This is a genomic window from Rhizobium etli CFN 42 (genome assembly GCF_000092045.1).
Lineage (GTDB): Bacteria > Pseudomonadota > Alphaproteobacteria > Rhizobiales > Rhizobiaceae > Rhizobium > Rhizobium etli.
This window is the reverse complement of record NC_007761.1, coordinates 1432982-1449438: the sequence shown is the minus strand read 5'-3', so window position 1 is coordinate 1449438 and position 16457 is coordinate 1432982. Positions and strand designations below refer to the sequence as shown.

Below are 16457 nucleotides of genomic sequence, written 5' to 3'. Positions count from 1 at the left end.
CGAAGCTGTCCCTGTTGTCAGTTGAAATTCGGCGAGGCGTTCGAAGCGCCGCCCTGCACCGACTGGATATCGCTGGCGGCTGCAGCCGACATATCCCCGATGCGACGGACCGCGCCCGCCTCGACCAAGCCGCCAAGCGCCTTCTGCATGAGGTCGACCGCATTGGCGAAGGCGTCGACAGGCATGATGATGCGCTGGCGGAAAACCGGCTTCGGATTGTTGTTGGCGTCACGATCGGTGGCCGAGAGCGACATCAGGTCGATGCGCACGATCGTTCCCGTGACGGTGATTTCGCCGATACCGTCTGCATAAAGTTCGCTGCTCATTGTTCTCTCCTCTGGTTGATAATCAAAACCTGTTCACCTTTGCGTCGACGCATCGGATCATCCGAAAACCGCTTCACACCTTTCGGTCCGATGCGTGCGTATCGTGCCGCCATGCCTGAAACGGATCGTGAAGGCCGACAGCGGTCTGCGGATCGAAACCCGTCTCCTCCCCGGTCAGGCAATCGTCGAGCGCTGTGCGGATGGCGGCCTCGTCGAAGCCGGAGCCGATGAAGACCAGCTCCTGGCGGCGGTCGCCCCAGACATCGTCCCAATGCCGGTCGAGCAATTGGCGGAATTGCGGATGGCGTGGCCAGTGCGCCCGCGGCACCGAGGTCCACCAGAACCCTCTGGTATCGATGCGGCATTGCGTGCCGGCAATCGACAGCAGGCCGATCTCGTCCGGCCGGGTCGCCAGCCAGAAATGCCCTTTCGCCCTGATGACGCCAGGCAATGGCTGCTCGAGCATGCGGCTCAGCCGCGCCGGATCGAAGGGCCGGCGGCTGCGATAGACGAAGCTTGTTATGCCGTATTCCTCGGTCTCCGGCACATGATCGCCCCAGCCGTAAAGCTCCTTGTGCCACAGTGGATGGCGGGCGGCCTTGGCTTCGCTGAAGAGCCCGGTATCCATGATTGTGCCAAGCGGCACCTTGCCGAAGTCCGCCTCGATGACGCGGGCATCCGGATTGAGCGCCGCGACGATCCGGCGAACCTCGGAGAGCATCGCGGGCGGCACCTCGCCTGCCTTGTTGATGACGGCGACGTCGGCGAATTCGATCTGTTCGACGAGGAGTTCGACGAGCCTGCGTTCGTCGTCGCCGTCACGGCTCTGGCCGCGATCGCTCAGAAACTCGGCACTGGCATAATCGGCGAGAAGATTGACCGCATCGATGACGGAAACCATCGTGTCGAGCCGCGCGACATCGCAGAGTGCTGCTCCGCTCTCGTCGCGGAAGGAGAAGGTCGCCGCTATCGGCAGGGGCTCGGCGATCCCCGTGCCCTCGATCAGCAGATAGTCGAAACGGCCGGCGGCGGCGAGCCGACGGACCTCGCTCAGGAGATCGTCGCGCAATGTGCAACAGATGCAGCCGTTGGTAAGCTCGACCAGGGTTTCGTCCGTCCTCGAGAGGTTGGCGCCGCCGTCGCGGACGAGATCGGCATCGATGTTCACCTCGCTCATGTCGTTGACGATCACGGCGATCCGGCGTCCCTCGCGATTGTTCAGGACATGATTGAGGACCGTCGTCTTGCCGGCGCCGAGAAACCCCGCCAGGACCGTCACCGGAAGTCGATTGTCTGCACCTGTCATCGATACCCCCGCACGCCTTTACGCCGCGAGCTGCGGTTTGAACGCCACGTCCACATAGTAGTTTGTGCTGTTGTAACTGCTCGTCGGGAACAACCCGCTCGATCCGTAGGCATAGAGGCCGTTATTGCCGCTGAGCGCCCGGAGGTCGCCGCTCGTCTTCTCGGTGCTGAAATAATGGCCCGTCGCCGAATAATTGCCGTTCGTGCTGTAGGAAACGACGTAGGTCGTATCCGCTTCAACCGCGACCTGCTGGGTGAGCGTGGCGGTCTGCCAGCCGCTTGCCGTTTCGTTGCTGAAGGTGACGCTGCCAAGCAGCGTGCCCGAGGCGGTCCAGAGATAACCGTTATGCGGGCCTGTATTGTCGGCGCCCTTGTAGAAGCGGATGCCCGTGATCCAGCCTGCCGTGTCCGCCTGAAATTTCATGCCGAGATTGACCGGCTGATTGTCGTTCACCGAGACGACTGCTGGCGTTTCATTGGCGCTGAAGAGGTTCTGCTCGCTTCCCTGGGCGTTGACGGTAAGTGAAACCTGGGCGGATGCCGTGCCGCCCTTTCCGTCGGCGATGGAATAGCTGAAGCTCGCCGGCCCGGTATATCCTGCCGTCGGCGTGAAAGTGACGGTCTGCGTCTGGCTGTTGTATGACACCGAACCGTTGACCGCGCCGCTGACGCCGGTGACGACAAGCGGGTCGCCATCCGCGTCGCTGTCATTTGCCAGCAGGTTTGCAGCGGCGATCGACAGAGCCGTATTGGTATAGGTCGTATAGCCGTTGTCATTGGCGGCGACCGGCACCGTATTGCCCGTCGACTGATTGAAGACGACGTCGACCCAGTAATTCGTCGACTGGTAGCTTGACGTCGGAAAGATCGAGCCCGATCCGACCGCGTAGACGCCATTGCTGCCTGCAAGCGCCGTCAGCGAACCGCTGGTATGCGCCGTGTTGAAATAGTTCGACGTCGCCACATAGGTGCCGGTCGTGTGGTAGGAGGCGACATAGGTCGCGCCCGCCGCGATCTGCAGCGGCGTGGCGAAGTTCGCAGTCTGCCAGCCGGAAAGCGACTCATTGGTGAAGGTGACCGTGGCGACGAGCGTGCCGTCGGCCCTCCAGATGGAGCCGGTATGGGCACTGGTATCGCCGGCAGCCTTGTAATAGCGGATGCCCGAGATCGTGCCGTTTGAGGAAGCGACGAACTTCATGCCGAGTTCCATCGCCGTGTTGTCGTTGAAGCTGCCGCCGGTCGGTCCCTCACTCGCCGTAAACAGCGTCTCGCCGGCCGAACCGGCCTGAACGGTCAGGCTGACATTGCCCTGATCCGTGCCGCCGCGGCCGTCCGACAGCGTGTAGGCGAAGCTTGCCGGGCCGGAATAATCGGTGACCGGCGCGAAGATGACGGTTCCGGCCTGCTTGTCGAGAGTGACCGTGCCGTTCAGCGCATTGCCGACGGCGGTGATCGTCATCGCATCGCCGTTGGGATCGGTATCGTTTGCCAGCAGTGCGGCAATGGAGATAACGAGCGTTCCGTTGTGGCCGATGATCAGCCCACTGTCGTCGGTCGCGACCGGTTGGCTGTTGGGCCCGGCATCGAAGACCACGTCCACCCAGTAATTGGTGCCGCCGGGGCTCTGGCCGGGGAATGTGCCGGCAGTGCTCCCGTAGGCGAAGACGCCGCCGCCGTCGACGGCCTTCAGCGCGCCGCTGGCATAGGGCTCGCTGAAATAATTCGCAGTCATCGAGTAGTAGCCGTTGCTGTGATAAGAGGCCACATAGGTCGTCCCGGCCGCGATCTGGATCGGGCTGGAGAACATCACCGTCTGCCAGCCGGAGAGCGATTCACCTGTCGATACGCCGGTCGCCAGCAGCGTTCCCGTGCTGCTCCAGAGGCTGACGACGTGTTCGCCGATATTGTAGAAGCCCTTGTAGAAGCGGATGCCCTCTACCGAGCCTGCCGTCGTCGCCTGAAAGCGCAGGCCGAGCTCGACGGAATCGCGATCGACCGCTACTTCGGTCGCGGGCTTTTCGGCGAGTGTCCACAGGCCCTGCGTGCCCGGTAGCGTGACGGTGACCTGCTTGCCGGCTGACGGCGTCTCCAGATTGACGCTGTCGTCGACGGCGCGTGACAGGATCGTGTAGGTGCCGCTCGCCTGGACGACCCAGTTATAGCTCCAGTTCTCGCGGCCTGTGGCCTTGAACCAGTGCTGGCCACCATCGGTGGAGACCTCGACGCCGGCAATGATGCCACCGCCGAAGTCCTGCGCCGTGCCTGATATCGTGACATGCTGGCCTTCGAGAAAGCTTGCGCCGACGATGGGCGAGGTAATCGATGAGGTGGGCTTCAGCTTATCGGTCGATTGGGTCGCGAGGATCAGGCTCGCATCGAGCGTTGTCGGCTGGATGCCCATGTCCGCGAACATGTTGACCATCGCCTGCTGCACGTTGCGATCGGTTGGCGTTGCCGGCCCCTGATGCTGATCGTTTAGCCCCCAAGACCAGAAGACGGTGCCGGCGCCGAAGACGAGCGCGCCGCTTGCCGCCCGGTACATGGTCAGGCTGTGGGTCGCCACCGCATCGCCGATTGTCGAACCGTAATCGCGGAGATAGGTGTTGACAGCGACTGAGGAGAGCGACAGGTCGATCAGTCCAGCCGGACGGAATCCGTTCTCGACATCGGAATCCCATTCGTAGCCGAGCAGGTTCTGCACCAGATTGTAGGTTTCACCCTCCTGAAGCTCCGCCACATCGGTGTTGCGCCAGAAGCGCAGGTTCGAATAGTCGTAGGGGATGGAGATCGTATCCTGGCGGTAGCTGTCCACCTGGAACATCGTGCCCGTCAGCGAATTTTCCGGCTCCTGCCCCGGATCGGCATAACGCGGATCGCGCCAGGTGCCGGTGCCGATATTGCTCGGGTCCGTGCTCGTGCCGTAGGTCTCCTTGTAGCAGACCATGGTGCGGTAGGCCTGGCCGCTGCCGTCGATGCTGCTTTCCCAGCGAACCTTCCAGTAGAGCTCGTTGCCGCTCCAGAAGGCGAGATTGACGCCGGCATCGCGCGCCGCTTCGACATTGGCGCGCTGTTCGGCAGACCAGTATTCGTCATGCCCGACGGACAAATAGGCATCATGGTTGAGCAGCAGGCTGCCGCTGCGCGCCGTATCGACGCCTGATATATAGGACACGTCGTAGCCGTTCTGCTCCAGCCACGAGATTGCGGAGGATTCGACGCCGAAGATGTAATCATGCGAGCCGCCGATCGGGCTCGTATTGGTGATGATCGGCCTGTTGTAGCTGACCGCGGAAGCGCGGCCGATCGCGGTTAGGCCGCAGCTGCAGTTCGGTGGCAGGTAGCCGATCATGTCTGCCGGATCGACGGGCACTTCACCGTAATAGAGGCTGGCGCCGCCCCAGGCATTATAGGCCTGCCAGGTCGTATCCGATGTCTGGAAGACGATATTGCTGGTCGAGGCGTCGTCGCGCACGACGAAGGGGATGATGCTGGCATCCTGAGTGCCGTCCTCCCGCACCAGCTTGGCGAAATAGACGCCGGAGACCGCGTCCGTTGGAATCTGCCAGCTCGCCGAAACCGACCAGTTGCCGGCATCGATGAGACCGAGTGACATGTCGACGATCGGATGCGGCTGGATCTGCGCCGCCGTCAGCGATTGCTCAATCGAGTCGACCTTGCGCGCACCGAGCCCGCCATAATAGCCCATGCGGTAGATATCGATACGGTAGTGGGTGGAGTCGGTGGCGATTTTGAAATTGACCGTCTGGCCGATATTCGTGCTGATTTCGGTGGCAAAGCCCTGGATGGTGCCGTTGCCGTCGCCTTCCAGACCCCACTCGCTGATCGGGTTGCCCTGCTTCAGGTTTTCGAGCGCGATCTTGTTGAGTGTGACCACAGCCGGAGCCACCGCCGGTGCGGCCAGCGCTGAAGTCGTGGTCGTCTCGGCCGAAGCGTCCTGACTCGGCTCCACCGAGAGGGATGCTATCGAGGCCTGAAGGCGCAACGAAGTCGTGTCGAGACTGCTGGACGAAGTGACTGGCGCCGCCGTCGTGGCGCTTCCGGTGTCGGCATCGCTGGTAATACCCGTCAACGTGGGCGCGGCAGGCAGCGTCGCAGCCTCTTCGTACGGATCCGGGGCAAGCACGATGTCTTGCGATATCGAGGAAGGCGTCTGGAAGACCGTCGCAGCCGACGCCGTCTTCGTGGAATTGTCCTGTGCCCCGCCATGTGTCGCAGGTGCCGATATCGCCGTCGACGGTGCGGGGGGCGATTGCATGCCGCCTGATGACATCAGCGAAGTTGTGACTGTGCCGATGAGAGAGCTTTGGACGGTTGCGCTGCCTTGATTGGCAAAGCCGGAAGAAACCTGGGTGCTCGAAGACACTACGGTTGGAGTTCCGAGCAGCGCGGCCCAGCCGGTGATGGCAGGAGTGACGCATGGCGTGCCGCCGGCAGCAGTCAGATATTTGCGATTCCTCACATGAAATCTCAGCAAGAGCGGCGTCCCCGTTTCCCGTCGACCAGCATTGGATGACTTCATCCTGCCAGCTTTCGAAAAGGAACGTACGACAGCAATCTGGGGTATGTGGGTGGTACCTCCATACGCCCATATGATGATCCTCGCCGCGCACCCGACCGACAGGGCTGCGACGCTGCCGAGAGCGCTCGGCCGGGCGCCGACGCACGTTGTAAAGGAACTCTGTCGCTATTGTTTCGCCGACCCGGCTGGACTGCGCCGCCCGTGCTACCAGGCCGGAAACGGATCTTCGAGAGCCGACCAGTCCCGCGGATCCGAGCTGGCCAGGCAGTCGTCCAATGCGCTGCGGACTCCTGTCTCGTCCATATCAACACCAATGAACACGAGCTCCTGCCGGCGATCGCCCCAAGCGCTGTCCCATCGGCGCTCGAGATGCTGACGAAACTGGTGATGGCTCGGCCAGTCCTGCCGGGGAACGGCCGCCCACCATAGCCCCATGGGCTCACAGCGTCGTTGCGCTCCGGCAGCCGACATCAGACCCACGTGACGCGGTCGCGTGGCCAACCAGAAATGACCTTTGGCGCGGATCACCCCCGGCCAGGGTTCATCCAGGAATGCTCGAAATCGCGTGGGGTCGAAGGGACGCCTCGTGCGATAGACAAAGCTCGATACTCCATATTCCTCCGTCTCCGGAACGTGATCACCCGGGCTGTACAGTTCCTTGTGCCATAACGGGTGAGCGGCGGCTTTTGCTTCGTCGAAGAAGCCCGTATTGAGAATGCTTGCAAGAGGAACCTTGCCGAAGTCCGTCTCCACCTGGCGCGCATCCGGGTTGAGCGCAGCCACCGTCTTGCGGATTTCCGCGCGAATCTCCTCGGTCGCGTCCGAGATCTTGTTGATCACGACAACATCGGCAAACTCGATCTGGTCCACCAACAGGTCGATGAGTGTCCGCCGGTCCTCGCCGTCCCGCTGCAGGCCGCGGTCGCGAAGCAGATCGGCGCTGCTGTAGTCAGCCAAGAGACTGGCGGCGTCGACGACAGTGACCATCGTGTCAAGATTGGCAAAATCGGAGAGCGAAACACCGTTCTCGTCGCGGAAGGAAAAGGTGGCGGCAATGGGGCGCGGCTCGGCAATGCCTGTCCCCTCTATCAGCAGATAGTCGTATCGCCCCTCTTCGGCCAGTCGCCGCACTTCCGTCAGGAGGTCATCGCGCAGGGTACAGCATATGCAGCCATTGCTGAGCTCAACCAATGCCTCCGTCGTATGCGACAGGTTGCAGCCGCCGTCGCGAATGAGGCTGGCGTCTATATTCACCTCGCTCATGTCGTTGACGATGACGGCAACACGCAGGCCCTGACGGTTGTTCAGGACATGACTGAGGAGCGTCGTCTTGCCGGCGCCAAGGAAGCCGGCCAGCACGGTCACCGGAAGCCGCTCGCCCTTGTTCCCCGCGGCCCCTCGAATGGGAGCGGAGGCAGCTCCACTCTCTGCGACCCGCATATGCGTCGTATCAGCCTCATTCGAAACCGATCCTAACTTTATCATTTGCATCACGCGACCAGTTGCGGCCGGAAGACGACGTCGGCGTAGTAATTGGTTGAATTGTAACTGTTAGTCGGGAAAAGGCCCGTGGTGGCAGAGCCGCCGTAGGCATAAACACCATTGCCGCTGGCCGGCGCCGTTAACGGACCGTTGGAGACGGCGGCGGTGAAGAAATTATTGGTCGCCACGTAAGCGCCTGTCGTGTGATAGGAGGCGACATAAGTGGTATTAGCGGCGATGGTGACGGGGTTTGTGAAGTTCACGGTCTGCCACCCGCTCGCGCTGGTGGTGGTGAAGGTGGCGGTAGCAAGCTTGGTGCCCGTCGCGGTCCAAAGGTCGACGACATTCTGGCCGTTGTCATTGGCGTTGCGATAGAACCTGATGCCGGTGACGTCCCCGGCAACGTTCGACGTGAACTTGACGCCAAGTTCGAGCTGCTGACCATCGTTGAGGGTTCGGGCCGGCGTGCTGGAGGCGGAGAACAGGCTGTAGGTCGTCGGCGCCGTCGACACGGCGATGTTGAAGGTCTCGTTGGCAGCAAGGCCGCCGAGATCGGTTGCCGTCACCTTGACGCCGTAAGTACCGCCTGCAGTCGGCGTGCCGGAGAAGGTCCGCGTCGAGGCATTGAAGCTCAGCCAGGAAGGCAGCGCCGTGCCATCGGCGGACGTTGCCGCATAGGCTAGCGTGTCGCCGCTGTCGACATCGCTGAAGGTCGTCGTCGGCAGGGTGAAGGAGAAGGCGGAGCCGACCGTGGCGTTCTGGGTCGTCGTCTGGACGGCCAACACCGGCGCATCGTTGGCGCCATGGATGGTGACGGTCAGGTTTGCCGTCGCTGTGGCGCCGGCGCTGTCGCGCATCGTGTAGCTGAAGACATCGCTCAGCGTGTTGGTCGACTGGCGCAGTGCTTGGACGGTCGCATTATTCTCGTTGACGGCATAGCTATAGGCGCCCGATGCATTGAGCACGAGGCTGCCGTAGGTGCCGTTCAGCGCCGAGCCGAGCGTGCCCGGCGTCGCGCCGAATTTGACCGCGGTCACCGTCTTCGTGTCACCGGAATCCGGATCGGTGTCATTGGTCAGCACATTGCCGCTGGCAACCGCGCCGCCCGAACCATTGGCCACACCACCCTTCTCGGTCGCATCCCCCGTATCGGCAACTGCCGTCGGCGTCGTGTTGCCAGGCACCGACACGGCGATGTTGAAGGTCTCGTTGGCAGCAAGGCCGCCGAGATCGGTTGCCGTCACCTTGACGCCGTAAGTACCGCCTGCAGTCGGCGTGCCGGAGAAGGTCCGCGTCGAGGCATTGAAGCTCAGCCAGGAAGGCAGCGCCGTGCCATCGGCGGACGTTGCCGCATAGGCTAGCGTGTCGCCGCTGTCGACATCGCTGAAGGTCGTCGTCGGCAGGGTGAAGGAGAAGGCGGAGCCGACCGTGGCGTTCTGGGTCGTCGTCTGGACGGCCAACACCGGCGCATCGTTGGCGCCATGGATGGTGACGGTCAGGTTCGCCGTGGCGGTGGCGCCGGCACTGTCGCGCATCGTGTAGCTGAAGACATCGCTCAGCGTGTTGGTCGACTGGCGCAGCGCTTGGACGGTCGCATTGCTCTCGTTGATCGTATAGGTGTAAGCGCCCGAAGCATTGAGCACGAGGCTGCCATAGGTGCCGTTCAGCGCCGAGCCGAGCGTGCCCGACGTCGCGCCGAATTTGACCGCGGTCACCGTCTTGGTGTCACCGGAATCCGGATCGGTGTCATTGGTCAGCACATTGCCGCTGGCAACCGCGCCGCCCGAACCATTGGCCACCCCGCCCTTCTCGGTCGCGTCACCCGCATCGGCAACCGCCGTCGGCGTCGTGTTCGAGCCCGACGTCGTAAACATCACGTCGACCCAATAATTCGTCGACTGGTAAGTGCTTGTGGGGAAAAGGCTGTTGCTGCCGTAGCGGTAGACGCCGTTGCCGCTGGCTGGTGCAGTCAGCGGACCGCTGGTCACATTTGAGGTGAAGTAGTTGGTGGTCGTCGAATAATGACCGCTGTTCGTGTGATAAGACGCCGTGTAGGTTTGGCCGACCGTCAGCGCCACGGGACTGGTGAAATAAGCAGTCTGCCAGCCGCTGGCAGTCTCGTTCGTGAAGGTGAGGGTCGCAATCCGGGTGCCGGTACTCGACCACAGTGAACCGGTGTGCGTACCGGTATCCTGGCTGCCCTTATAAAAACGAATGCCGGTGACCGTTCCTGCCACGGAGGTCTGGAATTTGAAGCCGAGTTCAACGGCCGAGGTATCGTTGGTGTTGACGACCGCTGGCGTCGCCGAACCGAAGAGAGAGGTGTAATTCGGTCCGCTGACGGTGACCGTTCGTCCCGCCGAGGGCGTTTCCAGATTGACGTTATCATCGACTGCGCGAGACCGGATGGTATAGGTGCCCGTGGTTTGCGGTTGCCAGGTATAGGTCCAGTTCTCATCGCCGGTCGCCGGATGCCAGCTCGCCCCGTTGTCGGTCGAAACCTCGACCGCGGCGATGACCCCGCCCCCCGAATCGGCAGCGGTGCCGGTAATCGTCACGGTGGATCCGACGGTCGCCGTGGCGGGCACCGTGATGACCGATGTCGGCGCAGTGTGGTCCAACGACACGGTTGCGGCGGTGAGCCCGGATTGAAGCGTCCCGGGCTGAATGCCCATATCGGCAAGCAAATTGACCATTGCCTGCTGCACGCGCGGGTCCGTCTGGGTCGCCGTGAGGTCGTGATTGTCGCTGAGCCCCCAGGTCCAGTAGACCGTGCCGGCGCCGAACACCAGCGCGCCGCTGGGGGCACGATAGAGCGTCAGATTGTGGGTCGCGGTGGCATTGCCGGTCGTGTTTCCGTAATCGAGCAGGTAAGTGCTGACCGGAAGCGTCGTCGACGACAGCTTCACCAGGCCAGCCGGATCGAAGCCGTTATCGGGCGCTTCGTCCCACTCGTAACCGAGATAGTTTTTGGTGAGCGTCGCCGTCTGCCCGGGCTGAAGATTGGCAACGCTCGTATTGCGCCAGAAGCGAAGGTTGGCATCATCATAGCCAACGGTGATCGCACCGAGGTTGCTGCCGACATCGTCGACCTTGAACAGTTGGCCGGTCAGCGAATTCTCCGGATTGCCGCCGCCAATGGCAGGTGGACTGAAGCGTGGATCGCGGAAGGTACCGGTCCATTGGTCGGAAGGATCGATATCGCCGCCGGCCCATGTCTCCTTGTAGGTGATCAGAGTGCGGTAAGGTGTGCCGTCGGCGCTATAGGCGTTGCCCCAGCGGGTACGCCAATAGACTTCGTTGCCGCTCCAGAACATCAGGTTAACGCCCGCGTCGCGCGCCGCCTCGACATTGGTCCTCTGCTGTCCCGACCAGTATTCGTCATGCCCGGCATCGACATAGGTCTTGTGATTGAGCAACAGGCTGCCGTAGCGGTCGACGTCGAGGCCCGACAAGTAGGAGACGTCATAACCGTTCTGTTCCAGCCAGTAGATACCCGCATATTCGGCGCCGAACAGATAATCCTGGGGACCGGCGTAGGTGCCGACCCCGCCGCGGGTAGCGATCGGCCTGTTGTAGCTGACCGCATAGGCGCGACCGGCACCCTGCCCCGTCGCCGGCCCGTTGCCGCCATAGAGGTTTGCGCCACCCCAGCCGTTGTAAGCCTGCCAAGTCTCATCCGCGGTCTGGAACACGACGTCGCTGTGGCTGTCGTCGTCGCGCACGATGAACGGAATGTGATTTGAGCCGGAGGTGCCATCCTGACGCACGAGCTTGGCGATGTAGACGCCCGAGACGGCATCATCCGGTACGGTCCACGACGCCGAGACGGCCCAGTTGCCGGCGTCCACCGTTCCGGTCGTGGCATTGCGCAACGGACTGGGCTGCGTCTGCAATCCGGTGTGCTGCAGGGTCGCGACCTTGCGCGCCCCCATGCCGCCATAATAGCCGAGCCGATAGATGTCGATCCGGTAGTTGGTGGAATTTGTATTGATCTTGAAGCTGATCGTTTTGCCGTTGTCGACGCTGATGTCGGTCGCAAACCCTTCGATATTGGAGCTACCGGCGCCGGCGATGCCCCACTCGCTCTCCGGATTGCCCTGCTTCTGGTTTTCCAGCACGATGGCATTACTGGCAGCCGCCGCCGTGATTGCCAGACTTTGCGTTGTCGATGACCCCTGCGTAGAAGTTTTAGGTGGCTTCGTCACAGAGCCGGACAGGATACCGCTATCCTTGGATTTGGTTCCCGTTCCCGTCTCTCCCCCGCCAGGCAGGGTTCCATTGGTGAGCGCCGCGTCCGACCATGTTGCAGTGCCGGGCCAGCCCGAGAGCGGGGACAGGTCACGATCGAGAAGCGGATCGCTGATCGAGGCGCCGATGGCCTGCTTGATCGTCGCCACAAAGTCCGGCCCTTCGGTCAGCCTGGTCCCGGGCAATTGACCGTCCTGCTGAAGCAGGGCACCGCCATGAGCCCAATCGAGAATCCGCGTGGGGGAAGTAAAGTAGCCGCACCCGCACACGCCAAAGGGCATGCCGAAAGCGAGCGAACTCGCGCCGGCGTCGTGCGCAGTCGGCTGCCCTGACGGGCTCGATTCGAGAATGACGACCTTGCCCGAATGAGCACGCCCGACCGCCACCTTAGGAGCACCTTGCCCCGAAGCTGTCGGTGCAGGGCTTTGCGGCAGATAGGAAGCCAGAGGATCGTCGCCCAGAAGGGACGATCCAGCCCCGAACGCAACTCCATCCGCGTGCCCCGGGAAACTCGCAAAATCCGGCATGAGAGCTGACAGCGCGGCCGCATCACCGCTTGGAATTCCCATTTCGCCAGGCGTTGCGAAAGTGTCAGGCAAGGGCCGCTCTTCGAGGCCGTTGTCCGCGGCGCCGTTCACGTGTGCTCTCTGCCCGCCCTCATGCTCGTTGAGGGCCACATCCTTATAGGGATCGTCGGCAAGGGTGCCCTGCTTGTGTTCATCGGCGGTTTGCACCGATGCCGCAAGTTGAGCACTATCCTTATGCTTTTCGGCATGCTTTTCGGCAGGTTTGCGCGGTCTTTCCTTTCCGCCGACGGTCAACCATCGAGGCACTAAGGAATCCACCAGGAATGAGCGCGAAGTCCACCGGCGAGAATTGCGATACATGGCAAGAACCTCTCGCGAAATTTAAAGGATCAAATCTATTAGGATCGTTTGACACGAGACCCGCAAGTATAGTCGAAAACTTCGCGAGTATATCCTACGCCTTTCGCTTTACAGGCGGCATCCTTTGGGCAACGCCCGTTGTATGAACCAATGACGCGTCGGGGCCGCGACGCTTCGCCCCGTCCGATGCAGGGCCTCAAGCCGCGGCGGTGATCGTCCATCATCATCACATGGCGGCACTGACGGTGGAAACGCCCAGGCAAGAAGCAACGCACCGGGTCGAACAAGCGATGGCAAAGGCCGTCTGCATCGCGGAGTCTTCAATCCGGCACGAGCATGCGATCGCGATCCTTTGCGGCGAGCGCGCCTATTCCTGCGTGCATGATCTCGTGATTTTCCAGGATGATACCTCTCCGAGATATACGCTCCTGCTCGATTTAGACTGAGGCACCCGCCCCCATCTCATCAATAGTGATGAGGCAAAGCAAACGACCTTCACCTTCCTCAAGCCTTCGCCAGACTGCACACTAACGATGTGCTTCGGACCTGCCGGCCGGCGGTCGAACAGCGTGAAGGCATTGGATCAGCATCCGTTCAAGGGTGTTTCGCAGGCGAGATATGTATATGAATTCATCGCACCGCATCCCCCAGCTGCTCTTTCGCACGACGTTTGTCGTCGGCGCACTCGCCTTTATTGCCGGAGCCTCGCCGGCTCTCGCCGACGGCGCGTTCTTTGCTCCACAGACAAAAATCCGTCTGACGATCGTCCAATGGATGCAGTCCAAAGGCCAATATGAACGATGGGACGCGCTTGGCGGCGAATACACGGTGTCGGCTGAGGGCACGGTTTTCCTGCCTTTTCTCGGATCCGTTTCCGTCGGCAATCTCGAAAACACCGCTCTCACGAACGAGATCGCCAAGCGTCTGCAGGAAAAAATCGGGTTGATTCAGCCACCCGCGGTAACGATCGAAATTCTCGAATATCCGCCAATCTATGTTGTGGGAGACGTCACCACACCCGGAGAGTATAAATTTCGCCCCGGGCTTACCGTTCTGCAATCCCTGGCAATGAGCGGCGGCCCGTTTCGCGCTAAAACTCCGCTGGAAACGGCATCGATCAAGCTCGCCGGCGAATTGCGGGAAATCGATCATTCTATCCTGCGCAGCACCGCGAAACTGTCGCGACTTCAGGCCGAGATGGCCGGCGCGAAGGAGATTACCTTTGATCAGACGACCGGCGCCGATCAGCAATTTTCCAGTGGGATATACAATGAGGAGAGGGTTATTTTCCAAGCTCGTGCAAGTGCGCTGGAGAGGCAGTCAAAGGCGCTCACGGAATTGCGCGAGCTTTTGACCACCGAGATCTCGACTTTGGAAGAGAAACTGGTGGGCGCAGACGAGAATATCAAATCGGTCGAGGACCAGCTGACCAGCGTTAAGTCCCTGGTGCAGAAAGGCCTCACGATCTCGTCAAGGCAGCTGGACCTGGAACGCCTGCTGACGACCTACCGCTCCGACAAGCTCGACCTCGTTACCGCCATCATGCGAGGTCGTCAGGCAGTCAGCGAGACAACGCGGAATCTCGAGGGGCTGTCCGACACGCGTCGGAGCGAAGTCGCGGTCGAAGCGCAGGCGGAACGGGCAAATCTCGATCAGCTCAAAATGAAGCGTGAGATGACGCAGAAGCTGCTGATCGATGAACTCGCTGCCGGCGATGGCTTGAAAAGCCGCAGCGAGGAACTCCTCCCGATCACTTTTACCGTCAGCCGGCGGAATAAAGGACGAATCGACCAGTTCCAAGCCTTGGAAACGACGACGCTGGCGCCGGGTGACGTGGTGAGAGTTGTTCGGCCGCGCATTCCGGGCGAGCCGTCCGAGCCCACCTCCGATCAATCTGCGGAGAAGGGGCCAGAGACGCTCGCGAATCGGGCAAGCCAGTGACCTGTGGCGAAAGCACGATCAAGGTGAAAGCGGCCGTGAATAGACCGGCAGAGATGAGATCCTGCCGGCTCGAAGATTACGAGCGATATGACCGCCTCAGGAAGACCGCGCGCGCGGCGCATCTCCGCAGCTGCGTTGGGCACCAAGCCCGAAACAACGCGCCAGAGATCCTGCCCGACAGGATAGAAGCAGCTGGGGATATCCCATGACCTTGCGCATGATCCCACCCAGCGGTCAGTCTTATACCCAGATCTTGAAGTCGACGATGCTGATGGGCGGCTCCTCAATGGTGAATGTCGCTCTTAGCATCGTTCGCAACAAGGCGCTTGCCCTTCTGCTCGGTCCTGAAGGTGTGGGGCTTCTCGGTCTTTACGGGGCTATCCTGGATATAGCGCAAGCGATAGCTGGTCTGGGTGTGAGCGGCAGCGGGGTGCGCCGGGTCGCCGAGGCGGCGGGCGCCGGCGACGGAGAGAAGATCGCGCGGTCGGCGACAGCGCTCAGACGCATCTCTCTGGTGCTCGGGCTGCTTGGCGGGCTTTTGCTTGCGGCGCTGGCTTTTCCGGTGTCGAAACTCACGTTCGGCGATTACCAGCACGTCGGCGGGATTGGGCTGCTCTCCCTCGCCGTATTCTTTCGCATCGTGTCTGCCGGGCAGACTGCGTTGATTCAGGGCTTGCGAGGCATTGCAAATCTCGCCCGGATCAACGTGCTTTCGGGGCTCTTCGGCACGATCGTCACCATCCCGTTGATCTATCTGTTCGGCGAAAAGGCGATCGTACCTTCTCTCGTGGCGATCGCGGCCGTCGCGGTCCTTCCCACCTGGTGGTACAGCAAACAAATATCCACGCAGCCACCGCCGATGTCGGCGCGCCAGTTCGGCCGGGAAGCGAAAGCCCTGTTCAGGCTCGGCATCGCTTTCATGGCAAGTGGACTTCTGACCTTTGGCGCGGCCTACGCCATCCGCATCATCGTGCTGAATGAAGGGAGTGTCCAGGCGGCGGGATTGTACCAGGCAGCCTGGGCGCTTGGCGGTCTCTATGCCGGTTTCATTTTGCAGGCGATGGGAACGGACTTCTATCCGCGCCTGACCGCAATCGCAGACAATAATCCCGAGTGCAACCGGCTGGTCAATGAGCAGGCGGAAATCAGCATGCTGCTGGCCGGCCCCGGTCTGATCGCCACTTTGACTTTGGCGCCGCTCGTGATGAGCATGTTCTATTCCGCGGAGTTTCACGGGGCTGTGGAGCTCCTGCGCTGGATCTGCCTTGGGATGATGCTCAGGATCGTCGCCTGGCCAATGGGTTTCATCGTCTTGGCGAAGGGCGCACAGACGATCTTCTTCTGGACGGAGGTCGCGGCAACGCTGGTGCATGTGGGGCTGGCATGGCTCTTCGTATCAAAGTTCGGCACGACAGGAGCCGGCATGGCGTTCTTCGGCCTCTACATCTGGCATGGTATTCTGATCTATGTAATCGTGCGTCGCCTCACCGGCTTTCGCTGGTCGCGCGCTAATCGCAGGCACGCGCTTCTCTTCCTGCCTACATCGGGAATGGTCGTCTCGACCTTTTCACTGTTGCCGCCATGGTCGGCCATGGTGATTGGCTGCGCCGCCGTCGTCGTGACCGGGCTTTACTCGCTGCGCATGCTGGTCGAACTGCTTCCGCCGGAGTCGGTGCCCGCAATCATCAGAGGGTGGATAACGAAATCCGCATGAGGAAAAAGCGC

8 protein-coding genes are annotated in these 16457 nt (G+C 61.6%); 3 read left to right on the top strand and 5 right to left on the bottom strand.

Features of this window, described 5'->3' with window-relative positions:
- Positions 1-17: 17 nt before the first annotated feature.
- From RHE_RS07030 to RHE_RS07010, 5 genes are all read right to left on the bottom strand, one after another.
- Positions 18-326 carry a hypothetical protein gene (locus tag RHE_RS07030; protein WP_011424712.1) on the bottom strand — a complete coding sequence of 103 codons (309 nt, stop codon included), beginning with the start codon at positions 324-326 and terminating at the stop codon, positions 18-20.
- A 73-nt stretch (positions 327-399) separates the two neighbouring features.
- A complete protein-coding gene (locus RHE_RS07025) occupies positions 400-1632 on the bottom strand; it encodes a GTP-binding protein (RefSeq protein ID WP_011424711.1) in 1233 nt (410 codons plus the stop codon).
- A gap of 18 nt (positions 1633-1650) precedes the next feature.
- Positions 1651-6171, bottom strand: coding sequence for a DUF4082 domain-containing protein (locus tag RHE_RS07020; protein WP_042118168.1), 4521 nt, complete (start codon positions 6169-6171; stop codon positions 1651-1653).
- A gap of 204 nt (positions 6172-6375) precedes the next feature.
- Positions 6376-7611, bottom strand: coding sequence for a GTP-binding protein (locus RHE_RS07015; protein ID WP_020920861.1), 1236 nt, complete (start codon positions 7609-7611; stop codon positions 6376-6378).
- A gap of 50 nt (positions 7612-7661) precedes the next feature.
- Positions 7662-12791 carry a DUF4082 domain-containing protein gene (locus RHE_RS07010; RefSeq protein ID WP_011424708.1) on the bottom strand — a complete coding sequence of 1710 codons (5130 nt, stop codon included), beginning with the start codon at positions 12789-12791 and terminating at the stop codon, positions 7662-7664.
- A gap of 230 nt (positions 12792-13021) precedes the next feature.
- Between RHE_RS07010 and RHE_RS35055 the strand changes: the two genes are divergently transcribed.
- The 3 genes from RHE_RS35055 (at position 13022) to RHE_RS06990 (ending at position 16446) form a co-directional block, all read left to right on the top strand.
- Positions 13022-13237 (top strand): hypothetical protein, encoded by a 216-nt coding sequence (locus tag RHE_RS35055; RefSeq protein WP_086081923.1) that lies wholly within the window; start codon positions 13022-13024, stop codon positions 13235-13237.
- Between the two features lie 178 nt (positions 13238-13415).
- Positions 13416-14732 carry a polysaccharide biosynthesis/export family protein gene (locus RHE_RS07000; protein WP_011424706.1) on the top strand — a complete coding sequence of 439 codons (1317 nt, stop codon included), beginning with the start codon at positions 13416-13418 and terminating at the stop codon, positions 14730-14732.
- Between the two features lie 205 nt (positions 14733-14937).
- The gene (locus RHE_RS06990) at positions 14938-16446 is read left to right on the top strand and encodes an O-antigen translocase (RefSeq protein ID WP_042118162.1); all 1509 of its coding nucleotides are present in this window, start codon (positions 14938-14940) and stop codon (positions 16444-16446) included.
- Positions 16447-16457 lie beyond the last annotated feature (11 nt).